This is a genomic window from Streptomyces sp. NPDC031111, from assembly GCF_055570675.1.
Map to the genome: position 1 here is coordinate 496,882 of NZ_JBVIGS010000004.1, position 24,208 is coordinate 521,089.

The window sequence follows — 24,208 nt, forward strand, 5'->3', positions numbered from 1 at the left end:
CTAGTTACGCGGCTATTTTCCCCAGTGTAGTTAACTAGCCGGGCGGCAAGTAAGTAGCAGTGGTCACGCACTCGTGGCCGGGGGAGAAGGAAATCATGGCGGACACACCAGCGCCGGGTGCCGTGGAGACGGACGCGGGCACCGGCAAACAGCCGAGGAGCGTGCGGGTCGTCCTGCTCGCCCTCATGATCGCGATGATGCTCGCGATGCTCGACAACATGATCATCGGCACGGCGATGCCGACGATCGTGGGCGAGCTGGGCGGTCTGGAGCACCTGTCCTGGGTGGTCACCGCCTACACCCTGGCGACCGCGGCGGCCACCCCGGTCTGGGGCAAGCTCGGCGACATGTACGGGCGCAAGACCACGTTCATGACGTCCATCGTGATCTTCCTGATCGGCTCCGCGCTCAGCGGCATGGCCCAGACCATGGGCGAGCTGATCGGCTTCCGGGCCATCCAGGGCCTGGGTGCCGGCGGTCTCATGGTCGGCGTCATGGCGATCATCGGTGACCTCATCCCGCCCCGGGAGCGCGGCAGGTACCAGGGCATGATGGCCGCCGTCATGGCGCTGGCGATGATCGGCGGGCCCCTGGTGGGCGGCACCATCACCGACAACTGGGGCTGGCGCTGGGCCTTCTACATCAACCTGCCGCTCGGCGCGATCGCGCTGGCCGCCGTCGCCGCCGTACTGCACCTGCCGAAGAAGCGGGCCAAGGCCGGCATCGACTACCTCGGGGTCGCGCTGCTGACCGTGGGCATCACCGCCGTCGTGCTGGTCACCACCTGGGGCGGCACGGAGTACGCCTGGACCTCCGCGCGGATCATGGAGCTGATCGGCCTCGGTGTCGCCTCGCTCGTCGGCTTCGTGTTCTGGCAGACCAGGGCCGCCGAGCCGGTGCTGCCGCTGCACATCTTCCGCAGCCGCAACTTCACGCTGATGTCCGTGATCGGCTTCATCACCGGCTTCGTGATGTTCGGCGCGACCCTCTTCCTGCCGCTGTACCAGCAGGCCGTCCAGGGCGCCTCCGCCACCAACTCCGGTCTGCTGCTCCTGCCGATGCTCGGCGCGATGCTGGTGACCTCGATGGTCGCGGGCCGCGTGACCACCGACACCGGCCGGTACAAGATCTTCCCCGTCCTCGGCGGCGCGCTGATGATCGTCGGCCTGTATCTGCTGTCCACGATGGACACCGGGACCTCCCGCCTCACCTCCGGGGTCTTCATGGCCGTGGTCGGTCTCGGCATGGGCTGTCTGATGCAGATCACCATGCTGGTCGCGCAGAACAGCGTCGAGATGAAGGACATGGGCGTGGCGTCCTCGTCCGCCACCCTCTTCCGCACCCTCGGCGCCTCCTTCGGTGTCGCGATCATGGGCGCGCTGTTCAACAACCGCGTCCAGGACGTCATGGCCGAGCGGGCCGGCGCGCTGGGCTCCCAGGTGACCGAGCAGTCCGCCCAGCTGGACGCGGCGCGCCTGGCGAAGCTGCCGGAGGCGGCCCGCGAGGCGTACCAGTTCGCGGTGTCCTCGGGCACCCACTCGGCGTTCCTCCTCGGCGCGGTGGTCGCGGTGCTCGCGCTGGCGGCGGCCGTGTTCGTGAAGGAGGTCCCGCTGAAGGGCGCGGCCCCCGACAAGAAGGACACCGGCGACGGCACCCCGGCCGCCGCGGCGGTGACGGAACCCGTCTGACGGCCCGGGGTGCCCGCGAGGTCGCGCCCGCCCCGCGCGCCCGGTACGCCCTCCCGCCGCACCGGACGGACACTCGAGTACGACCGCGGACGTCCCCCGGCACCCCCCCAGCCTTCGGCCGGGGGACCCCGGAGCACGCACCGGACGCCGTGAGGCCCGTCCTCCGGGCGGACGACGCGAATCGCGGACACGCCCAGCGGTCCGAAGGCCCCCGGAGGCACACCCGCCGCCGGGGGCTTCCGCATGCGCGGCCCGATGTCGGACCCCCGTGCCACCATCGATCGCATGGACAAGGCGCGGCAGCTGAGGCTGGCCAAGGACGCGATGGACCGGGACTGGGCCGACCCGGACCTCGACCTGGCCGCGGTCGCCGCGCACGCCGGGTATTCGCGCTACCACTTCATACGCGCCTTCCGGGAGGCCTACGGCGAGACGCCCGGCCAGTACCTCACCCACCGCCGGATCGAGCGCGCCGAGGACCTGCTGCGCACCGCCAATCTGTCGGTGACGGAGATCTGCCACCTGGTCGGCTTCAGCAGTCTGGGCACGTTCTCGGCCCGGTTCAAGACCTGGACCGGCCTCACCCCCAGCGAGTACCGCGCGAAGCACGTGGGCCGCGGCGCCGCCCTGATCCCGGGCTGCTACGCCATGCACTGGCTCGGCGGATACCGGCCCGGGCCGGGCAGGGCGCAGGCACGACGCAATTCCGGAGAAGCGGACTGACGGCGGCGCTGCCTACGGTGACAGGGCAGTTCCCGAACGGCCGCGACACAGGAGTACGCCATGATCAAGGGTCTCGCCATCACCACCGTCTGGGTCCTCGACCAGGACCGGGCGAAGCAGTTCTACACCGAGAAGCTGGGCCTGGAGGTCCGCACCGACATGACCCTGGGTGAGGGCGGCATGCGCTGGCTCACCGTCGGCTCGCCGGAGCAGCCCGACGTCGAGCTGACCCTCATGGTGCCCGGCGCGGGCATGGACCCCGAGTCCGCCGAGATGATCAAGAAGCTGGTGGCCAAGGGAGCGCTCGGCCCCGGCGTGCTGACCACCGACGACATCCACGGGGACTACGCCAAGCTCAAGGACCGCGGGGTCGAGTTCATCCAGGAGCCGCAGGAGCGCCCGTACGGCACCGAGGCGCTGTTCCGCGACGACTCCGGCAACTGGTTCTCCTTCACCCAGCCCCGCGAGGGCGGCCTCGACATGGACAAGGACTGGTCCTGCTGAGGCGCCCCCGCTACTGCGCCAGTACGGGATAACTCCCGGTGTTCGTCGGCGCGTGCTCGGGCAGCCACAGCACCGCGACGGCTCCCTCCGCCGGCGCGTCGTCCGGCGCCCCCGGCGGACGTACGTTGCGGAAGGTCAGCCGCGCGCCCAGCACCCGGGCCTGCCCCGCCGCGATGGTCAGGCCCAGCCCGTGACCGCGGCCGGCCCGGTCCGCGCTGCCGGTGCGGAAGCGGCTCGGCCCCTCGGCGAGCAGCGCCTCGGGGAAGCCGGGCCCGTGGTCGCGGACCCGGATGACCCGGCCCTCGACGGTGACCTCGATGGGCGGCCTGCCGTGCCGGGCGGCGTTGGCGAGCAGGTTGAGCAGCACCCGCTCCAGGCGCCGGGGGTCGGTGGTCACCTCCGACTCGTGCACCACGCGCACGGTGACGTCCGGGTCCTTGGCGGACACCCGCCGGGCGACGAACTCGCCGAGCAGGATGTCCTGGAGTTCCGCCCGCTCGGAGGCGCTGTCCAGCCGGGCCACCTCCAGGACGTCCTCGACGAGGGTGCGCATCGCCTTGGCCCGGTCCAGCACCAGCTCGGTCGGCCGGCCCGGCGGCAGCAGCTCGGCGGCGGTGAGCAGACCGGTGACGGGGGTGCGCAGCTCGTGCGCGATGTCCGCGGTGACCCGGCGCTCGGCCTCCAGCCGCTGCCGCAGCGCGTCCGCCATGGCGTCCACGGCGCTGGCCAGGTCGTCGGTCTCGTCCCGCACCACCCCGCCGATCTCCTCGCGCACCCGGACGTCCGTCTCGCCCTTCGCGACCCGGTTGGCGGCCGTGGCCGCCTTCCGCAGCCGCCGCGACAGATGCCCGCCGATGAGCACACCGAGCGCGCTGCCGCCCAGCACGACCGCGATGGAGCCGATCACCAGGGCCTGGTCGAGGTCCTTGAGGATGTCCGAGCTGCGGTCCGTGAAACCGGAGTGCAGCGACATCACATGACCGTTCTTCAGCGGCACGGCCGCCCAGATGTCCGGCGCCCCGCCCGGCCGGTCGGCCACATAGGTCGCCCGCCGGCCCTCCTCGACCTTCTCCCGCAGCTCCTTCGGGAGCTCCGGGTCGTCGATCTTGGTGTTGGGGAAGTTCAGCCGCCCGGACAGCTCGTAGTTGCGCTGGGCGATCATGACGCGCTCGTCCGCCAGGTCGCGCGCGTTGTCCAGCATCGACACCCGCGCCGCGTTGTGCACGACCAGGCTCAGCGCGACCGCCACCAGCGCCCCGACCAGCGCGATGGCCGCGCTGAGCTTCCACCGCAGACCCGTACCTATGCCCACCCGGTCGAGGCAGGCCGCCACCAGGCGCCGGAAATACCCGCGCATCGGCCCGCTCAGGCCTTCAGCTTGTAGCCGAAGCCGCGGACCGTCTCGATACGGTCCTGGCCGATCTTCGTCCGCAGCCGCTGCACATGGACGTCGACGACCCGGGTGTCCCCGCCCCAGCCGTACTCCCACACCCGTTCGAGGAGCTTGTCGCGGGAGAGCACGGTGCCCGGCGCCGCCGAGAACTCCAGCAGCAGCCGCATCTCGGTCGGCGTCAGCGCCACGGGCCGCCCGGCCCGGCGCACCTCCATGCCGCCGGTGTCGATCTCCAGCTCGCCGAAGGCCAGCATGCCCCCGTCGTCCCGCGCGTCCTGCTCCTGTCTTCCGCCGCCCGCGCGCCCGAAGCGGCGCAGCACCGCGCGGATCCGGGCCACCAGGACGGCGCCGTCGAACGGCTTGGTCACATAGTCGTCGGCGCCCGCCTCCAGGCCCAGCACCACGTCGATGGAGTCGGCCCGCGCCGACAGCATGATCACCGGCACCGTCGACTCGTCCCGGATGCGCCGGCACAGGCTCACCCCGTCGAGCCCGGGAACCATCACGTCGAGCAGCGCGATGTCGGGGCGGTCCGCGCGGAACGCCTCCAGGCCCGACAGCCCGTCGGGCATCGCGGTGACCACGAAGCCGTCCCGCTCCAGGGCGAGCTGGGTGGCCTCGCGGATGACGTCGTCGTCCTCGACGAACAGGACGTGGGTCTGGTCTGCCATCCCGGTGCTCTCAGTCCTCGTACGATCTCGGTTCGGTGCGCGCGTGCGTTTCCCGGTCCACCCCACGGACGCGGGGACCGGACGGTGGGTTCATCCGTTCATCGGTCCGGACGGCCCCTGCGGTTCACGCGGTGAGCCATGTCTCAGCTGTCGGGCATCGGTGACGGCTCCGCGCCGGCCACCTTCCCGTAGTCGTTGTGCGTGCGGTACTTCTCGGTGAACCGGCCCGCCCCCCAGCGGTACGTGATCACGTTCTCGCCGGACGGACTCGACACCGGGTCGCCCCGGTCGTACACCTGCTTGGTCACCACCAGGTCCCCGCGGTCGATCTCCGCGTACACCGGGGGCTCCTCGGCCGAGAACACGTTCACATACGCGCCGCCCTGCTCCCGGTACACGTACGAGCCGACGCCCACCGCGTCCCCGCAGGTCAGCACGTTGACCACGACGTCGTCGACGGACCCTCCGGTGAGGCTGCCGTAGCTCACGTCGACGGGGTACTCGTCGGCGACGCACGGCTGAAGCTCCCGCTTGACCTCCGCCGAGACCGCCGGATCGGCCTTGACCAGCCGCACCGCGTCCACCCGGTCGGGGGTCCGCGAGGGCTCGACCGACGCCGCGGCGGGGGCGCTCGCCACGGAGTCCGCGCGGGCCGGACCCTCGTCCCGGGCGCCGGTGCCGCCCGTGCCGCACCCGGCGACGAACAGAACGACGGCGGTGAGCACGGCCGTCGCCGTGCTCACCGCCCGGACGGTGGCCCAGGCCCGGCTGGGCCCCGCGCCGGTCAGGCCGCGCAACGCTCCCGCTCCTCACGCTCCAGCGCGCGTGCGTCCAGATCGCGCGCCTCCAGCTCCTCGCGGAGCCGGGCGAGCGCCCGGTGCAGCGTGCTCTTGACCGTTCCGGCCGACATACCGAGGGCGGCGGCCGTCTCGTCCGTGGACATCTGCTCCCAGTGTCGCAGCACCACGACACTGCGCTGCTTCGGGGCGAGGACCTTCAGGACGTCCATCAGCAGCGCCCGGTCCGCGTGCTGCTCGGTGGAGTCGTCCACACAGGCGTCCGGGAGCTGCTCGGTGGGCACCTCCTCCAGCTTGCGGGCCCGCCACCACTCCGTCCGCGTATTGATCATGACCCGGCGCAGATAGGCGTCGGCCAGCCGCTTGTCCTCGATGGTCTCCCAGCGGCCGTACGTCCGGACCAGCGCGGTCTGGAGCAGGTCCTGGGCGTCGACGGGGTCCGGGACCAGGCGACGGGCGCTGCGCAGCAGCGCGTCCTGCCGGGTGCGGACGTACTCCTCGAACTCGAGCACCTCGCCCTGCGCCATGTCACGCGCCATGTCCTGCGCCATGGTGGACCGCCTCCCGCTCCCCGTTCCGGCCCGCCCGTGCGGGCCGGTCGCACTGCCTGTGATCCGTTGACCTCGTGCCCCGTCGGGCACGTGATCGAAGGTACGGAGGCGTTGTCACGGCACTGTCCGAGGAACCCTGCGGGCAGCGCTCGGCTGTCCGTCGGTTGTGTAACGGAAGGAGGAACGGGGTGAAGCGGGCGACCGATCGAGCAGGTTATCGGGTGGTATGACCGGCCGCGCCGATGTGACGTGTGTGCACCGGTGGTGTCCCGGTCAGGTCAGCGGCAGCCGGTACAGACCGCCCGGCAGCGGCTCCACCAGACCGTCGGAGACCAGACCGTCCAGGGCGCGGGCACGCTGCACCGGCTCGTGCCACACCCGGTCCAGCACGGCCTGCGGCACCGGAGCGTGCGCCTCGCGCAGCACGGCCAGCAGCCGCCCGCGGACCTGACGGTCCGTGCCCGCGTACGTCTGACCCCGGCGCGGCGGACCGTCGTGGGCCGGCTTGCCCGCCAGCCGCCAGGCGCACTGAGCGGCGATCGGGCAGCGCTGACAGGTCTCGTTCTTCGCCGTGCACACCAGCGCGCCCAGCTCCATGGAGGCGGCGGCCCACCGCGCGGCGGTCGCCGCGTCCTCCGGCAGCAGCGCGCGGGCGAGCCGGCGCTCCGCGGCGGTGGTGGCGTTCGGCGGGTACTGCGCACCGGTGACCGCGCGGGCGAACACCCGGCGCACGTTGGTGTCCAGCACCGCGTGCCGCTGCCCGTACGCGAACGACGCGACCGCCGCGGCCGTGTACTCGCCGATGCCGGGCAGCGCCAGCAGCTGGCCGTGGTCCGCCGGTACGTCGCCGCCGTGCCGCTCCGTTATGGCGACCGCGGCGCCGTGCAGCCGCAGCGCACGCCGCGGGTAGCCGAGCCGGCCCCAGGCGCGCACGGCCTCGCCGGGCGCCTCCGCGGCGAGGTCGGCGGGGCGCGGCCAGCGCGCCAGCCACTGCTCGTAGACGGGCAGCACCCGGTTCACCGGGGTCTGCTGCAACATGAACTCACTGACCATCACTCCCCACGCGCCGGCCTCCGGGCGCCGCCACGGCAGGTCCCGGGCGTGCTCGTCGAACCAGTCGATGACGGGGGAGTGCAGCGTCTCACCGGGAGCACGCTCGGACGCGGAATCGGCGGTGCCGCCGTACGGCGGTTTGGTGGGAGCAGTCATGACCCTCCGATCCTCCCACGCCGGGACCCGCCTACGGGGGGAGCGCCACGGTGGGGAGCGGGGGAAGGCGCCGCGGATACCTGACGATCGACAGCAGTGGCACACCCGCGTCCGCTTGTAGCGTCGGCGGTATGAAACGTGCTCGTCCCGCCGCGCTCGCCAAGGGCTGCCTGCTCTGGGTGGCCCTCGCCGCCCCGGCGCTCACCGCGGACCGGCTCGGGCTGAACGAACCGCGCGCCCTCTGGCAGTACCTGGCCGGACCGGTCCTGCTCGCCGTCGCCACCGCCGTGTCCCGGCGCCGGCCCCTGGCCGCCTTCGGGCTGACGGCCGCGCTGGGCCTGGCCTTCACCCCCGCGCTGTTCAGCGTCTCCTACGGCCCGGCGCTCGGCGTGTTCGCGCTGCTGCTCGGGCTGCGGGCGGGCCGCACCATCCCCGCAGCACTATGTTTCGTCGCCGTCGGCTGCGCCGGCACCGCGCGGATCGCGCTCACCGGGGTCGACCCGGTCCCCGAGTGGCTGGTCCTGACCGGCACCCTCCTCTTCGGCTGCGTCTTCCCCTGGCTGGGCGGGCGCTACTGGCGGCAGAGCCGCGCCCTCACCGCCGCGGGCTGGCTGCGCGCGGCCCGCCTGGAGGAGGAGCAGCGGCTCACCGAGGAACGCGCCCGGCTGCGCGAGCGGGCCAGGATCGCCCAGGACATGCACGACTCCCTGGGCCACGAGCTGAGCCTGATCGCCCTGCGCGCGGGCGCCCTCCAGGTCGCCCCCGACCTTCCCGGCCACCACCGGGCCGCCGCGGCCGACCTGCGCGCGGCGGCCGCCGACGCCACGGACCGGCTGCACCGCATCATCGGCGTCCTGCGGGAGGACGACGACGAACCCGTGCCGCTCGCCCCGGCCGGCGAGAACGTCGAGCAACTCGTCGCCCGCGCGGCCGAGTCGGGGCTGCCGGTGCGCTGGGAGCCCGGCGGACGCGGCACGGTCGTGGAGCCCGGCGGGGTCGCCGAGCGGCTGCTGCACCGGGTGACCAGGGAGGCGCTGACCAACGCGGCACGGCACGCCCCGGGCGCGCCCGTCGTCGTGGCGGTGACGGGGGACGACGTACGGGGAGCGACCGTCACCGTCACCAACGGACGGCCCGCCGAGGAGAGTTCCCCGGCACCCGGAGGCGGTTCGGGACTGCTCGGACTGCGCGCCGCCGTCACCGGCGTCGGCGGCACCTTCGAGGCGGGCCCGCACGCCGACGGGTTCCGCGTCCGGGCGTACGTCCCCGCGCAGGCGGCCACGGCGGTCCGGCCGCCCCGTCCCGCCTCCGCCCCCTTCACCCGCGCCCGCCGCCGTGCCGTGGCCGGTCTCGGTGCCGCCGCCGGCGCGGGCGTCGTCCTGGTCGGCTCGGCCGTCGGCTGGTACGCGTACACCGAGACGCACTCGGTGCTGGAGCCCGCCGCCTACGCCGGCCTGCGCCCGGGCGCACCGGTCACGGAGGTCGAGAAGGTGCTGCCGGACCGGCACATCCAGGACCCGCCGACGGAGCGCGCGCCCGCACCGCCCGAGGGCACCGACTGCCGCTACTACCGCGCGAGCGGCGAGCTCTTCGTCTCCGTCGACCACTTCCGGCTCTGCTTCGACGACCAGGGCCGCCTGGCCGCCAAGAACGTGATCCCGCGCGTCGGCACCTCCGGCGCGGGGCGGGCCGAATACGAGGAGTTCGCACCGTGATCAGGGTCCTGCTGGCCGACGACGAGGCGATGGTGCGCGCCGGAGTGCGCGCCATCCTGGGGAGCAGCGGGGAGACGGAGGTGGTCGCCGAGGCGGGCGACGGCCGCGAGGCCGTGGAGCTGGCCCGGGCGCACCGCCCCGACGTGGCGCTGCTCGACATCCGCATGCCCCGCCTGGACGGGCTCGCGGCGGCCGAGGAGATCGCCCGCACCGTCCCCGGCACGGCCGTCGCCATGCTCACCACGTTCTCCGAACGCGCCTACGTGGCCCGCGCCCTGGGCGGCGGCGCCACCGGCTTCCTGCTGAAGTCCGGTGACCCGTACGAACTCATCGCGGGCGTCAGGGCGGTGGCGCGCGGTGCGGCCTTCCTGTCGCCCACGGTGGCCCGGTACGTCATCGAAGGTCTCGGCGGCTCCGACGGCGGCGGCCGGCTCGCCCGCGAGGCCGAGGCGCGGGCGCGCGTGGCGGTGCTGAGCCCGCGCGAACGCGAGGTCCTCGGCCTGGTCGGGGCCGGACTCTCCAACCCGGAGATCGCCGCCCGGCTGCATCTCGTCGAGGGCACCGTGAAGGCGTATGTCAGCGCGGTCCTCGACCGGCTCGGCGTACGCAATCGCGTACAGGCGGCGATCGTCGCCCACGAGGCGGGCCTGGTGGCGCCCTGAGCCGGTTCAGCGGCGCCGGTGCGTGGCGTACGGCGGCAGGGGCCGGGTGACGGAACGCGGTCCGGGCCCGGTGATCCACCGCGCGGTGGGCGCCGACGAGGCACGCACGGTCTCCACGAGCCGGACCGCCGGCCGCGTGGCCGACCGTACGACGGCGAAGGCGACGACCGCGCCGAGCAGCAGCCCCACGGCCACGTCGTGCGGGTAGTGCACGCCCACGAACACCCGGGAGAACGCCATGAGCAGGGCCAGCGGGGCCGTCAGCCAGAGGAGCGCGCGCCGGACCAGGACCAGGGCGAGGGCCGAGGCGCCCGCGATGGTGGCGTGGTTGCTCGGGAACGACCAGTCGCCGTGCGGCGGGCACTCCGCCAGCGACGGCGCGACGCCGGTGACCGCGCGGCACGGACGCTCCTCCGTCACAACGGACTTGAGCACCTCACTGCACACATACGCCACGGCCGTGGCCAGAGGTGCAAGGACCGCTATCGCGAACGCGCGGGTGTCGGAGTGCCGGGCCCGCCACCAGCCGGCCACGAACAGCGCGACGAACACCAGCAGTCCGGCCTCCGTCCCGATCTCGGCCGTGTGTCGCACCCATGCGGGGGTGTCGTGCGCGTAGTCGGTGATGTCGCGGTAGAGCCCGCTGTCCACGAAGTCCATGGTCACGGACGGTAGGTGAGGCGCGGATTCGGTCACACCCCGCGATCGTCGTATGCCGTACCTGACGAAAGACAGGGGTGGAACGGCGATTACCGGGATGATGATCCGGAAAAGTTGGTGCCGGAGCGGCGGGTGGGACAAGCGAACGCGCCGATCTCTCGTACAGTTTGCGCCGTGGGATCTCTGCGCAATCCGGTCGGGCCGCTTCCCTCCTCCATCTACTGGCGTCGGAGGGCCGTACTGCTGTCCGTGCTGGCCTTGTTGGCGTTGTTGATCACCTGGATCGTCCTCTCGGGCGGCGGGGGCGGCGACGGCGGCGACAACGGTGCCAACGGCAAGAATCCCGCGCCCTCCATCACTCCCGGACCGTCGAGTTCCGGGCCGGCGATCAGTCAGGCGCCGGGCGGACGCGACGAGTCGGAGGACGACGGGTCCGGCGGTTCGGGCGGTTCCGGAGGCGCGTCCTCCGGGTCCGGTGACGACGGGGCCAACGGCGATCCGGCGGACTCCGGTGGTGGCGACGGGGGCAGCGCGGGCGGCGGCTCCGAGGGCGGTACGTCGGCGGGGGTCGGCGCGGGTGACGCGCTGCCGGCGGGATCCGGGTCCGGACTGCCCAACTGCACCGCGAGCGCGGTCAAGTTCAGCCTGCGCAGCGACCGCAACACCTATGAGCCCGGGCAGACGCCCACGCTTCTGCTGACCGCCCGCAACGTCTCCGGCGGTGACTGCAAGGTCGATCTCGGGCCGGGCAACGCGGTGTTGACGATCGCTCCGGCCGACGGCGACGAGGTGTACTGGGCATCGGACGACTGCCCGAAGGGCGCGCGGAGTCTGGTGTTCCGGGTGCCCGCGGGAGAGAGCATCACCTACACGGTGAAGTGGGACCGCAAGCCGAGCGCGCCGGAGTGCGCGACGCCGAAGGCGGGAACCGCGGGCGCGGGAACGTACCTGGTGGAGGCGAAGGCCCCGGGCTTCGAGCAGGTACGGGCATCCTTCGTCCTGAAGGCCGACTGACCCAGCTGCGGGTTCGCTCACCCGCGCTTGCGGGGTGCGCCGCTGCGCCCACCCGTGCCGCCCTGGGGGTACCTCCCAGGCCCTTGAGGCCCTGGGGGAGGCACGACTGCCCGCAGCTACGGCCGTCCTCAGACGTACCGCTCGAGAATCGAGCTCTCCGCCAGCCGCGAAAGCCCTTCGCGCACACTCCGCGCCCGAGCCTCCCCCACCCCGTCCACGGTCTGGAGATCGTCAACACTCGCGGCCAGCAGCTTCTGCAACCCCCCGAAGTGCTCCACCAGCCGATCGATGATCGCCCCCGGCAGCCGCGGCACCTTCGCCAGCAGCCGGAACCCACGCGGAGACACCGCGGAGTCCAGCGTCTCCGGCGACCCCGTGTAGCCCAGCGCACGCGCCACCGTCGGCAGCTCCAGCAGCTCCGCGTGGGTGAGCGCGTCCAGCTCGTGCAGGGCCTCGTCGACCGTGCGGGAGCGCTTGGCGGTGGGCTCGGGGACGTAGTCCCGCACGACCAGCTCGCGCTCGGGCTCCACGCCCGCGATCAACTCGTCCAGCTGGAGCGCGAGAAGACGGCCGTCGGTGCCCAGTTCGACCACGTATTCGGCGATTTCGGTGGCGATGCGGCGCACCATCTCCAGCCGCTGCGCGACCGCCGAGACGTCCCGCACGGTCACCAGGTCCTCGATCTCCAGCGCCGACAGCGTGCCGGCGACCTCGTCGAGGCGGAGCTTGTAGCGCTCCAGGGTGGCGAGCGCCTGGTTGGCGCGGGACAGGATCGCGGCCGAGTCCTCCAGGACCCGGCGGTGGCCGTCGACGTACAGCGCGATCAGGCGCATCGACTGGGAGACCGAGACCACGGGGAAGCCGACCTGCTTGGAGACCCGGTCGGCGGTGCGGTGCCGGGTGCCGGTCTCCTCGGTGGGGATGGTCGGGTCCGGCACCAGCTGGACGCCCGCCCGAAGGATCTTGGACAGGTCGGACGACAGCACGATGCCGCCGTCCAGCTTGCACAGCTCGCGCAGCCGGGTCGCGGTGAACTCGACGTCCAGCACGAAGCCGCCGCTGCACAGCGCCTCGACCGTCTTGTCGGAACCGAGCACGATGAGACCGCCGGTGTTGCCGCGGAGCACGCGCTCCAGGCCGTCACGCAGGGCGGTACCGGGTGCCACGGCGCTCAGCGAGGCGCGCATCAGGCCATCGGAACCGGCACTCCCACCGGACTTTCCGGGAGCTGCTGCCCGGTCGTTGGCTGCCACTGCACTCCTCCGGTCGCAGGTTCTGGGGCGCCCTCGTTTCGCACACTCGGTTCGTACGGACGGGCGAGACCTGGGCAAAGTCTACCGGCGGTCCTCCTCGTCCCGTGGGGCCTCTCGGCGACGGGAGCGCGGAAGGACCCGCAGCGCGTCCCCCATGTCCGCCACTTCCAGGACCTTCATGCCCGGCGGGACCTTGCCCGGATCGCCCGGAACCAGGGCGTGCGTGAAGCCCAGACGGTGGGCCTCGGCGAGCCTGCGCTGGACGCCCGTGACCCGTCTCACCTCGCCCGCGAGGCCGACCTCGCCGATCGCGACCAGGTTCTTCGGCAGCGGGGTGTCGCTCGCCGCTGACGCCAGCGCGAGCGCCACGGCCAGATCCGCGGCCGGCTCGGAGAGCTTCACCCCGCCCACCGTCGCGGAGTAAATGTCCCGTTTGCCCAAGGCGCTGATCCGGCCGCGCTGTTCCAGCACCGCGAGCATCATCGACACGCGTGAGGTCTCCAGGCCGGACGTGGTGCGCCGGGGGGAGGGGATCTGCGAGTCGACCGTGAGCGCCTGCACTTCGGCGACCAGGGGGCGGCGGCCCTCCAGGGTGACGGTCAGACACGTACCCGGGACCGGTTCGTCACGACGGGTCAGGAAAAGTCCGCTCGGGTCGGCGAGGCCCGTAATGCCCTCGTCGTGCAGTTCGAAGCAGCCGACCTCGTCCGTGGTGCCGTACCGGTTCTTGACGCCGCGCACCAGCCGCAGACGCGCGTGCCGGTCGCCCTCGAAGTGCAGGACGACGTCCACCAGGTGCTCCAGCAGACGCGGCCCGGCGATCGCGCCGTCCTTGGTGACATGGCCCACGAGGAGCGTGGACATCCCGCGCTCCTTGGAGGCCCGGATCAGGGCGCCCGCCACCTCGCGCACCTGGGCCATGCCGCCCGGGGCGCCGTCGATCTCCGGGGACGCCACCGTCTGCACCGAGTCCAGGATCAGCAGGGACGGCTTCACCTCGTCCAAGTGGCCGAGCACGGCGGCCAGATCCGTCTCGGCGGCGAGATACAGATGGTCGTCGATGGCGTGGATGCGGTCGGCCCGCAGCCGGACCTGGCTGGCCGACTCCTCCCCGGTGACGTACAGCGTGCGGTGCTCCTCGCTCGCCGACTTGGCCGCGACGTCCAGCAGCAGTGTGGACTTGCCCACGCCCGGCTCGCCCGCGACCAGCACCACCGCACCGGGCACGAGTCCGCCGCCGAGCACCCGGTCCAGCTCGGGCACCCCGGTGGAACGGGCGGTGGCCCGACGGCCGTCGACCTGGCCGATGGGCAGGGCGGAGGTGGTGACCCGGCCGGGCGTCGTCGTACGCACCGCGGGCGTGCCGTACTCCTCGATCGTCCCCCAGGCCTGGCACTCGGGGCAGCGACCGAGCCACTTGGCCGTCTGCCAGCCGCACTCGGTGCAGCGGTAGGACGGTCGGTCCTTGGAGCTCTTGGTACGGGCAGCCATGCGCACAAGGTAACGGCACCCTCTGACAACGGGACCGCCGCACCCGGCGGCAGCCCGCACGAGAGGGCGGCCCACGGGAAGGCGAAAGGTTCCTGTCCTCGATAGAGGGATCGTTTCACCCGTACGGATTAAAAGTCCGCAGGGCTCCGGTGGGCGCCGACCCGAGCCGCCTACGGTCGCCGGATGACGAGCAGTGGCCCACAGACCTCGACCCGTATGACCGGAGCACACCGGGCGCACCGGGAAGTGCGTGACCGGGGGGCCGCGCGCACGCTGGCGGAGCGGCCGGCCACCCGCTACGAGCCCCACCTGGACGGCCTGTTCACCTACTGCCTGTCCGTGCTGTGCGACCACGACACGGCGACCGCCGCCCTGGCCGACGTCCTCGCGCTCGCGGAGCGCCGCGCCCGGTACGCGCCGGGCGACCCCGGGGACCGCAGGGCCTGGCTGTACGCGCTGGCCCGCTGGGCGTGTCTGCGCAAGCTGGCCGAGGCCAAGCAGAAACGTCAGGCCGGCCACGCCGTGGGCCGCTCCGGGCGGCAGCGGCCGCCCCGGCCCGCCACCGCCCCGGCCCTCGCCGAGGAGGTGCGGGAGCGGCGCCGCCGCGAACTGGCCGAGCTGGCCTGGCCGGAGGCCGCAGGCACCACGCCGGAGCAGCGCGAGGCGCTCGAACTCGCCGTGCGCCACCGTCTCGCGGCCCACGAGGTCGCCGCCGTGCTCGGCATGGAACCACCCGCCGCGCGTGAGCTGCTCGCCTCGGCCGCCTGCGAGGTGGAACGCACCCGCGCGGCGCTCGCCGTCGTCGAGACCGGCGCCTGCCCGGGTGTGGCGCACCTCACCGGCGACCGCAGGCTGGTGCTCAGCGCGACCCTGCGCCGCGAACTCGTCCGGCACGTCGACGACTGCCCGCGCTGCCGCCGTACCGCCGAGCGGGCCATCCCGGGCCGCTGGCCCGGCACCAGCGTCACACCGGACGCCCTGCCGGTCCTCCAGGCGCCCGGCGCGGCCCTGCACGCCGCCCTGGCGCACCACGCACGCGCGCGTGCCGCCGCGCCCCGCTTCGACCGGCGCGGCTTCCCGATGGACCCCAAGGACCGCGTCGCCCGCAGGGACCGCCTGCGCGCGCGTGCCGTCACGACGACGGTCGTCGCCACCGTCGTCGCCGCGCCCGTGCTCGCCCTGTGGGCCGCCTACCGGGGCACCCCCGTGGGGGAGGCCCAGGACGGCCGCTCGGCCTCCGCGCGGGAGGACGGCGGCACCGTCGACCTCGACGGCGAGGGAGCGGGCGGCTACGAGAACACCGGCAACGCCCGCACCCGGCCCGGGGCCGGCTTCGGCGAGGACGCCGAGTCGGACGTGTCCGTGGAGGTCGTCGGCGTCACCGGGGCCGGGCACAGGGGCGCCGCCGCGATGGGCGTCACGGCCGACCACAGCGGCGACACCACGCTGATCACGCTCACCGCGACGGGCGCCGGACCGGTCCGCTGGTCCGCGTCGACGGGCGCGTCCTGGCTCTACCTGAGCCGGTCGTCGGGGACGCTCGCCCCCGGGGAGTCGGTGACGATCAGGGTGTACGTCGACCAGCTGCACGAGCCGTCCGGCCCGTGGAGCGCGACCGTGGCGATCTCTCCCGCCGGTTCGGCCGTGACCATCGACGGGCACGGCCCCGCCCCCTCCACGCCGGGCGGCGGCCCGCCCTCCGGCCACCCCGGCGGTCCGGGCACCGCCCACCCCGGCACCCCGGGCGACCCCCCTCCGTCGTCGTCCGGCCCGGAGCCGACGCCCACCACGCCGGAGCCCTCGGAACCCACACCGAGCGACCCGCCGTCCTCGCCCGGCCCGGACCCCACGACAGGCGGCCCGACCCCCTCCGGTCCCACACCCTCCGGCCCGGTCCCGACCGACCCGGAGGCCCCGCCCCCACCCACCGACGACGACGCCCCGAGCCCGGTCACGTCGTAGGGGGTGTCCCGCCGATCACGCCGGGCTCCCGACGCCCGGCACCGCGCCCCGTCGAGTTGTCCTCACTCGCCACACGGTGCCGGACGCAGCTCGCTGATCCGGCCCGATCGACGAGGCACCCCCTCGGGGGTGTCAGGCCGGGTCCGCCGGGTGGGGTGCCAGCAGGGGCAGCTGCGAGGCCAGCCGTTCCTCGCAGAGCTCGACCAGACGGTCGTAGCCCGCCTTGCCCATCAGCTCGGTCAGCTCCGCGCGGTAGGAGACGTACACCGGGTCCCCGGCGCCGTGCGCCGAGGTGGCCGAGGTGCACCACCAGTGCAGGTCGTGGCCGCCCGGCCCCCAGCCACGGCGGTCGTACTCGCCGATCGACACCTGGAGCACGCGCGTGTCGTCGGGCCGGTCGATCCAGTCGTAGGTCCGCCGGATCGGCAGCTGCCAGCACACGTCCGGCTTGGTCTCCAGCGGCTCGCGGCCCTCCTTGAGGGCGAGGATGTGCAGCGAGCAGCCCATGCCGCCCGCGAAGCCCGGCCGGTTCTGGAAGATGCACGAGCCCTGGAACGGGCGGGTCTGCCGGTCGCCGTCCTCGTCCTCGGACACCCAGCCGTTCCTCGTGCCCTCCGCGTGGTGCTGCCAGATGTCCGGCGTGAGCCTCGCCACATGCTCGGCGACCCGCTTCTCGTCGTCCTCGTCCGAGAAGTGGGCACCCAGGGTGCAGCAGCCGTCGTCCGCGCGGCCCGCCTGGATGCCCTGGCAGCCGCTGCCGAAGATGCAGTTCCAGCGAGAGGTCAGCCATGTCAGATCGCAGCGGAAGACCTGCTCGTCGTCCGCCGGATCCGGGAACTCCACCCACGCGCGGGCGAAGTCGAGGCCCCGCTCGTCGTCCACCGGCGCCGTTCCCGGCGCCTGCGGTGCTGCTGTCGCCCGCGAAGGACCCTCGGCCAGTCCGGCCTTCTTGTCCTTCTTGGCCTTCTTGTCCTGCTTTTCGTCCTTCGCCTTTTTCGTCTTTGGCACCCGTCCAGGGTAAGTCGCCCGGGACCGCGTCCGGGACCGGCTCGGCCTCGGCAGAGGAGCCGTCGCCCCGCGCGGCGGGCAGTAACGTTCCGTACATGAGACTCGGTGTCCTCGACGTGGGTTCGAACACGGTGCATCTGCTGGTGGTGGACGCGCACCCGGGCGCGCGCCCGCTGCCCGCGCACTCGCACAAGGCGGAACTGCGCCTCGCCCAGCTCCTCGACGGCGAGGGGGCCATCGGCCCCGACGGGGTCGACAGGCTGATCGCGGTCGTCCACGAGGCGCTCCAGGCCGCCGAGGACAAGGGCGTCGAGGAACTGCTGCCGTTCGCGACCTCCGCGGTGCGCGAGGCCGGCAACGCGGACGACGTGCTCACGCGTGTGCGCGAGGAGACGGGGGTCGAGCTCCAGGTCCTCAGCGGTGAGGAGGAGGCCCGGCTCACCTTCCTCGCCGCCCGCCGCTGGTTCGGCTGGTCGGCGGGGAAACTGCTCGTCATCGACATCGGCGGCGGCTCCCTGGAGATCGCCTACGGCATGGACGAGGAGCCCGACGCCGCGGTGTCGCTGCCCCTGGGCGCCGGCCGCCTCACCGCCGCCCGGCTGCCCGGCGACCCGCCCCAGCCCGACGACGTACGCGCGCTGCGCCGCCATGTGCGCACCGAGATAGCCCGCACGGTCGGCGAGTTCAGCCGCTTCGGCGCTCCCGACCACGTGGTGGCCACCTCCAAGACCTTCAAGCAGCTCGCCCGTATCGCCGGAGCTCCCGGCTCCGCCGAGGGCCTGTACGTCCAGCGGGAGCTGAAGCGGGAGTCCCTGGAGGGCTGGGTGCCGAGGCTCGCGGCCATGACCACCGCCGAGCGCGCCGAGCTGCCCGGAGTCTCCGACGGCCGCGCGGGCCAGCTGGTCGCGGGGGCCCTCGTCGCGGAGGGCGCCATGGACCTGTTCGGCGTGGAACGCCTGGAGATCTGCCCCTGGGCCCTGCGGGAGGGCGTGATCCTCCGCCGGCTGGATCACATGGACCAGGGATAGACCGGGGACAGCGGCCCTCGCTATGGCAATCACCACAACGGCGAACGGGCACCCCGCACCCACCCGACCCCACCCCGTAACCTGAGGCTCGTGGCAGAACCAAGGGACGTAGTCCGCATCCCGGATGCGAAGGTCGCCCTGTCGACGGCCTCCGTCTACCCGGAGTCGACGGCGACGGCCTTCGAGATCGCCGCGCGCCTCGGGTACGACGGCGTCGAGGTCATGGTGTGGACCGACCCGGTCAGCCAGGACATCGAGGCCCTGCGCAGACTCAGCGACTACCACCGCATCCCCATCCTGGCCGTCCACGCGCCCTGCCTGCTCATCACGCAGCGCGTGTGGTCCACCGACCCCTGGACCAAGCTCCAGCGCGCCCGGTCCGCCGCCGAGAAGCTCGGCGCGAGCACCGTCGTCGTCCACCCGCCCTTCCGCTGGCAGCGGCAGTACGCCCGTGACTTCGTGGACGGCATCTGGCGGATGGCGAACGAGACCGACGTGCGGTTCGCCGTCGAGAACATGTACCCCTGGCGCTACCGCGACCGCGAGATGCTGGCGTACGCCCCCGACTGGGACGTCACCAAGGAGGACTACCGCCACTTCACGATCGACCTCAGCCACGCCTCGACCGCCCGCACCGACACCCTTCAGATGATCGACCGCATGGGCGACCGCCTCGGGCATGTCCACCTCGCCGACGGCAAGGGCTCGGCCAAGGACGAGCACCTGGTGCCCGGCCGCGGCGACCAGCCCTGCGCCGAGGTGCTGGAGGGCCTGGCGCGGAGCGGCTTCGACGGCCATGTCGTCATCGAGGTCAACACCCGGCGGGCCATGTCGAGCGCCGAGCGCGAGGCCGATCTGGCCGAGGCGCTGGCGTTCACCCGCCTGCACCTGGCCTCCACCTCCGCCCTCAAGGTGCCGCGGTCATGATCGGCATCACCGCCGGCGACGGCCCGGACGCCTCCGCCGCCCCGGAAGCCTCCTCCGTCGCCTCCGCCGCCTCCGCGCGGAGCAACGGCACCGCCCGGCGCCGCGGCCGCCCGCCTCGTACGGAATCGGCCGGCACCCGGGACCGCATCCTCGACGCCGCCCGCGAGGAGTTCTCGATCCGCGGGTACGAGAAGACGTCCGTCCGGGGCATCGCCAAGGCGGCCGGGGTCGACTCCGCGCTGGTGCACCACTACTTCGGCACCAAGGAGCAGGTGTTCGAAGCCGCCGTCGAGGTGGCCTTCGCGCCGGTGCTCGGCGCGCGGGACACGGTTCTCGACGGCCCGCTGGACGAGGTCGGCGAGCGGATGACACGCATGATCATCGGGCTCTGGGAGAACCCGGTCACCCGTGTCCCGCTGCTCGCGATCGTCCGTTCCGCCGTGAACAACGAGACCGCGGCCGGCGTCTTCCGCCGACTGATCGCCAGCCAGCTGCTGCGCCGGATCGCCGGGCAGCTCGACGTGGAGGACGCGGAGCTGCGCGCCGAGCTCGCCGCCGCCCAGCTGGTCGGGATCGCGATGGTCCGGTACGTGATCAAGGTCGAGCCGCTGGCCTCGGCGGACGCGGAGCAGATCATCAGGCGGGTGGCGCCGGTGGTGCAGGGGCACCTCACCGGGCGCTGACACCCCGCCGGGGGACCCGCCCCGCGCGGGCCGAGACACGCATCCCGCATTCCGGACACCTTGTCCCGCCCTCTGGATGACCGGCGTACGCTCGACGACAGTCATAACTCTCCGAAGGAGCGAGCGACGATGCCCGAGCTGAGGTCCCGCACAGTCACCCACGGCCGCAACATGGCGGGCGCCCGCGCCCTTATGCGCGCCTCCGGTGTACCCGGCGCGGACATCGGGCGGAAGCCGATCATCGCCGTCGCCAACAGCTTCACGGAGTTCGTGCCGGGCCACACGCACCTGGCCCCGGTCGGCCGGATCGTCAGCGAGGCGGTCGTCGCGGCCGGCGGCATCCCGCGCGAGTTCAACACGATCGCCGTGGACGACGGCATCGCCATGGGCCACGGCGGCATGCTCTACTCCCTGCCCTCCCGCGACCTGATCGCGGACAGCGTGGAGTACATGGTCGAGGCGCACTGCGCCGACGCCCTGATCTGCATCTCCAACTGCGACAAGATCACCCCGGGCATGCTCAACGCGGCCCTGCGCCTGAACATCCCGACCGTCTTCGTCTCCGGCGGCCCGATGGAGTCCGGCCGCGCCACCCTGGTCGACGGCACGGTCCGCACCCTGGACCTGGTCGACGCGATGTCGGAGGCGGTCAACGACAAGATCTCCGACGCGGACATCCTCCGCATCGAGGAGAACGCCTGCCCCACCTGCGGCAGCTGTTCGGGCATGTTCACCGCCAACTCGATGAACTGCCTGACCGAGGCCATCGGACTCTCCCTGCCCGGCAACGGCTCGGTCCTCGCCACCCACACCGCCCGCAAGGCGCTCTACGAGAACGCCGCCCGCACGGTGCTCGACCTGACCCGCCGCTACTACGAGCAGGACGACGACTCGGTCCTGCCCCGCAACATCGCCACAGCCGCCGCCTTCGAGAACGCCATGGCGCTCGACATCGCGATGGGCGGCTCCACCAACACGATCCTGCACCTGCTGGCCGCCGCCCAGGAGGCGGGCGTCCCCTACGGCCTCACCGAGATGGACGCCCTCTCGCGCCGCGTCCCGTGCCTCGCCAAGGTCGCGCCCAACGTCGCCAAGGACCGCACGTACTACATGGAGGACGTGCACCGTGCCGGCGGCATCCCCGCCCTCCTCGGCGAACTGCACCGCGCGGGCCTGCTCAACGAGGACGTGCACTCCGTGCACAGCCCGTCCCTCACCGACTGGCTGAAGACCTGGGACATCCGCGGCGGCTCCCCTTCCCAGGAGGCCGTGGAGCTGTGGCACGCGGCCCCCGGCTGCGTCCGCTCCGCCGAGGCCTTCTCCCAGTCCGAGCGCTGGGACTCCCTGGACGAGGACGCCGAGGGCGGCTGCATCCGCTCCGCCGAGCACGCCTACTCCAAGGACGGCGGCCTGGCGGTCCTGCGCGGCAACCTGGCCGTCGACGGCTGCGTCGTGAAGACCGCCGGCGTCGACGAGTCCATCTGGACCTTCGAGGGCCCGGCGGTCGTCTGCGAGTCGCAGGAGGAGGCCGTCGAGAAGATCCTCACCCAGCAGGTCAAGGAGGGCGACGTCGTCGTCATCCGCTACGAGGGCCCCAAGGGCGGCCCCGGCATGCAGGAGATGCTCTACCCGACCTCGTACCTGAAGGGCCGCGGCCTCGGAAAGGCCTGCGCCCTGGTCACCGACGGCCGCTTCTCCGGCGGCACGTCCGGCCTGTCCATCGGCCACGCCTCCCCGGAGGCGGCCTCCGGGGGCACCATCGCCCTGGTCGAGGACGGCGACCGCATCCGCATCGACATCCCGAGCCGCTCGATCGAGCTGCTGGTGGACGACGCGGAACTGACCCGCCGCGAGCAGGCCCTGGGCGGCAGGTACGCCCCGAAGAACCGCGACCGCAAGGTCTCGGCGGCCCTGAAGGCGTACGCCGCGATGGCCACCAGCGCGGACAAGGGCGCGGTGCGGGACGTGACGAAGCTGGGCTGAGACCCGGTCGCCGGGGGCCGCTTCCGCAGTGCGGGAGCGGCCCCCCGCCGTTACCAGGCGGCCGGACGCCGCCCGTCCACGGCGAACACCGTCCCGTCGGGCGCGGACGCGTAGACGCGCCCGTCCGCGACCACCGGCTGCGGCAGCGCGGCGGCCACGGTGCCGGCCTTCCCCAGCCGGGGCTCCGTCTGCCCGAGCAGCCGCCCCGTCGACGCGTCCACGGCGAGCAGCCGCCCGTCGGGCGCGGTGACGTACACATGCCGTCCGTCGGAGACGGGGGCGGAGCCGCGCACGATCCCCGTCTCCAGGTGCCACAGCCGCTTCCGCGCCGTCATGTCGACGGCCTCCAGCGCACCGCCCTGGGCCAGGAGGTGGACGACGTTCCCGCGCACGGTGGCCCGGACGTCCTGGCGCGGAACGGACAGCGGGACCCGGGTCGACGCGCCGGAGCCGGGGGAGTGGCGGACGAGGGCGGTGGTGTCGCCCGTCACCGGGTCGTGGGCGAGGAAGAACACGGCCCCCGCGTGGACGCCGATCGGCTTCAGCGACCCGTCCAGCCGCACCTCCCACCGCACCGCGCCCGTCTCCGGGTCGATCGCGGTGACCTGTGTGCGGGACCCGTCGGGCGTACGGCTCGTCGCATAGGCCGGCCGTGCCTCGCCGAACGAGTCGAAGGACGCGCCGCGGTGCTTCGGGAAGGCACGGCGCCATGTCGACTCGCCCGAGGCGCCGTCCATCCCCGTGACCGTGCCGTCCGCACGGGTGAGCAGCACCATGGTGCCCGCGTAGCCGGGCAGGGCCGGTTCGGGCAGGTCCTTCTGCCACGCCTTGCGCCCCGACCCGGCGTCCAGTGCCTGCACGCGCCGGCCGCCGCCCGTATAGGCGTGGACGAGTCCGCCCGCCACGACCGGGGGACGGCCGGCGGACTGGTCGGGCACCGGCTTCCGCCACAGGAGGCGGCCGTCCGACGGGTCGAGGGCGAAGACCGCACCGGCCTGCGAACAGAACAGCGCGTGCGCGCCGTACGAGCACTGGGGCATGTCGCCCCCGTCGGCCACGGGCTCCGACTCCCAGCCGCCGAACGCGGGCGCACCGGTGGGGCCGGACGTCCCCCGGGGCGACGGACCGGGCTTGTCCGCCAGTTGGGTGGCGGCGACAGCACCGGACACGACCACCGCCAGCGCCGCACCGATGATCAGAAGGACCCGCTTGCCCGGCCGCTTACGGGGCCGTGGTTCCTCGGGCTCGTGAACGACGGGCGCCGGCTCCGCGGTCCGAGCCGTCCGCTGCGCCGGAATGAACGCCTGGGTGTCGTACGTCGCCGCCACGGACCGGAGCTCCCGCATCAACTCGTCCGGAGTCGGCCGGTCCTCGGGATCCTTGGCCAGACAGCGCAGCACGAGAGGCGTCAGTTCCGCCGGGACCCCGGACACGTCGGGTTCGTCGTGCACCACCTGGTAGGCGACGACGTACGGGCTGTCGGAGTCGAACGGCCCGCGCCCGGTCGCCGCGTGCACCATCACCGACCCCAGCGCGAAGATGTCCGCGGCCGGTCCGACCTCCCGCGGTCGGCGGAACTGCTCGGGCGCCATGAACGGCGGCGTCCCGATCAGTTTGCCCGTCTCGGTTCGCAGCTCACTGTCCTTCGGCCGGGAGATGCCGAAGTCGATGACTTTCGGCCCGTCCTCGGCCAGCAGGACGTTGCTCGGCTTCAGGTCCCTGTGCACCACCCCGACACGGTGGATGTCGCGCAGCGCCTCGGCGAGCCCCGCCATCAGCCGCCGCAGCTGCGCGGGAGCCATCGGACCGTTCCGCTTCACCTCGTCGGCGAGGGTCGGGCCGGGTATGAAGAGGGTCGCCATCCAGGGCTGCGCGTCCTCGGGGTCGGCATCGACGACCGAGGCCGTGAACGCGCCGCTCACCTTCCGCGCCGCCGCGACCTCCTGGCGGAAGCGGCCCCTGAACTCGGGGTCCCGCGCGAACTCGGAGTGCACGACCTTGACCGCGAGCCGCAACCCGGAGGTGCTGCGGGCCAGATGCACCACCCCCATGCCGCCGGAGCCGAGACGTGACTCAAGTCGGTAGTGACCGGCGTACTCAGGAAGTTCCGCTTCCGCGCCCGCCGTGGTGTCCTGCTGTGGCGCCATGGGACCACCCCCGTGCTGTTCGTCCGCGCGCGCGACGCACGGAGCCTAGTCGATGACTCGTACGGGACCGAGGCGACTTGCTAGCCTCCGCGTGCGAGTTGTGAACTCGTGTTTCATGGCTTGTTCCAGGGGTATCAAC

21 protein-coding genes are annotated in these 24,208 nt (G+C 73.1%); 11 read left to right on the plus strand and 10 right to left on the minus strand.

The features are described 5' to 3' along the window. The first annotated feature begins 95 nt into the window (after positions 1 to 95). The 3 genes from ACZ470_RS12630 (at position 96) to ACZ470_RS12640 (ending at position 2,915) form a co-directional block, all read left to right on the plus strand. Positions 96 to 1,688 (plus strand): MDR family MFS transporter, encoded by a 1,593-nt coding sequence (locus ACZ470_RS12630; protein ID WP_468426858.1) that lies wholly within the window; start codon positions 96 to 98, stop codon positions 1,686 to 1,688. A 285-nt stretch (positions 1,689 to 1,973) separates the two neighbouring features. Next, positions 1,974 to 2,411 (plus strand): helix-turn-helix transcriptional regulator, encoded by a 438-nt coding sequence (locus ACZ470_RS12635; RefSeq protein ID WP_468426859.1) that lies wholly within the window; start codon positions 1,974 to 1,976, stop codon positions 2,409 to 2,411. Positions 2,412 to 2,471: 60 nt separating this feature from the next. Next, a complete protein-coding gene (locus ACZ470_RS12640) occupies positions 2,472 to 2,915 on the plus strand; it encodes a VOC family protein (protein WP_468426860.1) in 444 nt (147 codons plus the stop codon). 10 nt (positions 2,916 to 2,925) lie between these two features. Here ACZ470_RS12640 and cseC read toward each other — a convergent pair whose 3' ends face one another. The 5 genes from cseC to ACZ470_RS12665 form a co-directional block, all read right to left on the minus strand. Next, positions 2,926 to 4,272 carry a two-component system sensor histidine kinase CseC gene (cseC, locus tag ACZ470_RS12645; RefSeq protein ID WP_468426861.1) on the minus strand — a complete coding sequence of 449 codons (1,347 nt, stop codon included), beginning with the start codon at positions 4,270 to 4,272 and terminating at the stop codon, positions 2,926 to 2,928. Positions 4,273 to 4,280: 8 nt separating this feature from the next. Further along, positions 4,281 to 4,979: a two-component system response regulator CseB gene (cseB, locus tag ACZ470_RS12650; protein WP_468426862.1), complete on the minus strand. Its 699-nt coding sequence runs from the start codon at positions 4,977 to 4,979 to the stop codon at positions 4,281 to 4,283. 143 nt (positions 4,980 to 5,122) lie between these two features. Next, positions 5,123 to 5,776, minus strand: a complete 654-nt coding sequence (locus tag ACZ470_RS12655) for a hypothetical protein (RefSeq protein WP_468426863.1) — start codon at positions 5,774 to 5,776, stop codon at positions 5,123 to 5,125. Further along, complete coding sequence (locus ACZ470_RS12660) at positions 5,764 to 6,303, minus strand: SigE family RNA polymerase sigma factor (RefSeq protein ID WP_468426906.1); 540 nt, start codon at positions 6,301 to 6,303, stop codon at positions 5,764 to 5,766. The genes ACZ470_RS12655 and ACZ470_RS12660 overlap by 13 nt, the downstream gene beginning before the upstream one ends. Before the next feature lie 297 nt (positions 6,304 to 6,600). Beyond that, positions 6,601 to 7,536 (minus strand): HhH-GPD family protein, encoded by a 936-nt coding sequence (locus ACZ470_RS12665; RefSeq protein WP_468426864.1) that lies wholly within the window; start codon positions 7,534 to 7,536, stop codon positions 6,601 to 6,603. A gap of 131 nt (positions 7,537 to 7,667) precedes the next feature. On the opposite strand from ACZ470_RS12665, the gene ACZ470_RS12670 reads away from it, so the two are divergent. Both ACZ470_RS12670 and ACZ470_RS12675 read left to right on the plus strand, forming a co-directional pair. Further along, on the plus strand, positions 7,668 to 9,251 hold the full coding sequence (locus tag ACZ470_RS12670) for a sensor histidine kinase (protein ID WP_468426865.1): 1,584 nt from the start codon (positions 7,668 to 7,670) through the stop codon (positions 9,249 to 9,251). Continuing rightward, positions 9,248 to 9,913, plus strand: coding sequence for a response regulator transcription factor (locus ACZ470_RS12675; RefSeq protein ID WP_468426866.1), 666 nt, complete (start codon positions 9,248 to 9,250; stop codon positions 9,911 to 9,913). The genes ACZ470_RS12670 and ACZ470_RS12675 overlap by 4 nt, the downstream gene beginning before the upstream one ends. A 6-nt stretch (positions 9,914 to 9,919) precedes the next feature. Here ACZ470_RS12675 and ACZ470_RS12680 read toward each other — a convergent pair whose 3' ends face one another. Further along, complete coding sequence (locus tag ACZ470_RS12680; protein WP_468426867.1) at positions 9,920 to 10,573, minus strand: phosphatase PAP2 family protein; 654 nt, start codon at positions 10,571 to 10,573, stop codon at positions 9,920 to 9,922. Positions 10,574 to 10,747: 174 nt separating this feature from the next. Between ACZ470_RS12680 and ACZ470_RS12685 the strand changes: the two genes are divergently transcribed. Next, entirely contained in the window at positions 10,748 to 11,587 is an 840-nt protein-coding gene (locus tag ACZ470_RS12685; RefSeq protein ID WP_468426868.1) for a hypothetical protein, read from the plus strand. Positions 11,588 to 11,715: 128 nt separating this feature from the next. On the opposite strand, the gene disA is transcribed toward ACZ470_RS12685, so the two are convergent. Together disA and radA are read right to left on the minus strand one after the other, a co-directional pair. Next, on the minus strand, positions 11,716 to 12,840 hold the full coding sequence (disA, locus tag ACZ470_RS12690) for a DNA integrity scanning diadenylate cyclase DisA (protein WP_468426869.1): 1,125 nt from the start codon (positions 12,838 to 12,840) through the stop codon (positions 11,716 to 11,718). 81 nt (positions 12,841 to 12,921) lie between these two features. After that, positions 12,922 to 14,331, minus strand: coding sequence for a DNA repair protein RadA (radA, locus tag ACZ470_RS12695; RefSeq protein WP_468426870.1), 1,410 nt, complete (start codon positions 14,329 to 14,331; stop codon positions 12,922 to 12,924). Positions 14,332 to 14,514: 183 nt separating this feature from the next. Here radA and ACZ470_RS12700 point away from each other — a divergent pair, with 183 nt between their 5' ends. Further along, entirely contained in the window at positions 14,515 to 16,293 is a 1,779-nt protein-coding gene (locus tag ACZ470_RS12700) for a BACON domain-containing protein (RefSeq protein WP_468426871.1), read from the plus strand. Positions 16,294 to 16,425: 132 nt separating this feature from the next. Here the strand turns inward: ACZ470_RS12700 and ACZ470_RS12705 are convergent, their stop codons facing one another. Then, entirely contained in the window at positions 16,426 to 17,301 is an 876-nt protein-coding gene (locus ACZ470_RS12705; RefSeq protein ID WP_468426872.1) for a DUF3109 family protein, read from the minus strand. A 95-nt stretch (positions 17,302 to 17,396) separates the two neighbouring features. Here ACZ470_RS12705 and ACZ470_RS12710 point away from each other — a divergent pair, with 95 nt between their 5' ends. From ACZ470_RS12710 to ilvD, 4 genes are all read left to right on the plus strand, one after another. Further along, on the plus strand, positions 17,397 to 18,329 hold the full coding sequence (locus tag ACZ470_RS12710; protein ID WP_468426873.1) for a Ppx/GppA family phosphatase: 933 nt from the start codon (positions 17,397 to 17,399) through the stop codon (positions 18,327 to 18,329). A gap of 90 nt (positions 18,330 to 18,419) precedes the next feature. Beyond that, positions 18,420 to 19,256 carry a sugar phosphate isomerase/epimerase family protein gene (locus ACZ470_RS12715; protein WP_468426874.1) on the plus strand — a complete coding sequence of 279 codons (837 nt, stop codon included), beginning with the start codon at positions 18,420 to 18,422 and terminating at the stop codon, positions 19,254 to 19,256. Next, positions 19,253 to 19,939 (plus strand): TetR/AcrR family transcriptional regulator, encoded by a 687-nt coding sequence (locus ACZ470_RS12720; protein WP_468426875.1) that lies wholly within the window; start codon positions 19,253 to 19,255, stop codon positions 19,937 to 19,939. Before ACZ470_RS12715 ends, ACZ470_RS12720 begins: the two co-directional genes overlap by 4 nt. A gap of 129 nt (positions 19,940 to 20,068) precedes the next feature. After that, positions 20,069 to 21,922 (plus strand): dihydroxy-acid dehydratase, encoded by a 1,854-nt coding sequence (gene ilvD / locus ACZ470_RS12725; RefSeq protein ID WP_468426876.1) that lies wholly within the window; start codon positions 20,069 to 20,071, stop codon positions 21,920 to 21,922. A gap of 50 nt (positions 21,923 to 21,972) precedes the next feature. Here the strand turns inward: ilvD and ACZ470_RS12730 are convergent, their stop codons facing one another. Then, on the minus strand, positions 21,973 to 24,069 hold the full coding sequence (locus tag ACZ470_RS12730; protein WP_468426877.1) for a protein kinase domain-containing protein: 2,097 nt from the start codon (positions 24,067 to 24,069) through the stop codon (positions 21,973 to 21,975). Positions 24,070 to 24,208: the final 139 nt, after the last annotated feature.

Coding starts and splice junctions, on each gene's coding strand:
- radA (WP_468426870.1), bottom strand. CDS start 14,331: ATGGCTGCCCGTACCAAGAGCTCCAAGGACCGACCGTCCTACCGCTGC.
- cseC (WP_468426861.1), bottom strand. CDS start 4,272: ATGCGCGGGTATTTCCGGCGCCTGGTGGCGGCCTGCCTCGACCGGGTG.
- ACZ470_RS12640 (WP_468426860.1), top strand. CDS start 2,472: ATGATCAAGGGTCTCGCCATCACCACCGTCTGGGTCCTCGACCAGGAC.
- ACZ470_RS12720 (WP_468426875.1), top strand. CDS start 19,253: ATGATCGGCATCACCGCCGGCGACGGCCCGGACGCCTCCGCCGCCCCG.
- ACZ470_RS12700 (WP_468426871.1), top strand. CDS start 14,515: ATGACGAGCAGTGGCCCACAGACCTCGACCCGTATGACCGGAGCACAC.
- ACZ470_RS12665 (WP_468426864.1), bottom strand. CDS start 7,536: ATGACTGCTCCCACCAAACCGCCGTACGGCGGCACCGCCGATTCCGCG.
- ACZ470_RS12670 (WP_468426865.1), top strand. CDS start 7,668: ATGAAACGTGCTCGTCCCGCCGCGCTCGCCAAGGGCTGCCTGCTCTGG.
- ACZ470_RS12680 (WP_468426867.1), bottom strand. CDS start 10,573: ATGGACTTCGTGGACAGCGGGCTCTACCGCGACATCACCGACTACGCG.
- ilvD (WP_468426876.1), top strand. CDS start 20,069: ATGCCCGAGCTGAGGTCCCGCACAGTCACCCACGGCCGCAACATGGCG.
- ACZ470_RS12710 (WP_468426873.1), top strand. CDS start 17,397: ATGAGACTCGGTGTCCTCGACGTGGGTTCGAACACGGTGCATCTGCTG.
- ACZ470_RS12630 (WP_468426858.1), top strand. CDS start 96: ATGGCGGACACACCAGCGCCGGGTGCCGTGGAGACGGACGCGGGCACC.
- ACZ470_RS12730 (WP_468426877.1), bottom strand. CDS start 24,069: ATGGCGCCACAGCAGGACACCACGGCGGGCGCGGAAGCGGAACTTCCT.
- cseB (WP_468426862.1), bottom strand. CDS start 4,979: ATGGCAGACCAGACCCACGTCCTGTTCGTCGAGGACGACGACGTCATC.
- ACZ470_RS12660 (WP_468426906.1), bottom strand. CDS start 6,303: ATGGCGCAGGGCGAGGTGCTCGAGTTCGAGGAGTACGTCCGCACCCGG.
- ACZ470_RS12635 (WP_468426859.1), top strand. CDS start 1,974: ATGGACAAGGCGCGGCAGCTGAGGCTGGCCAAGGACGCGATGGACCGG.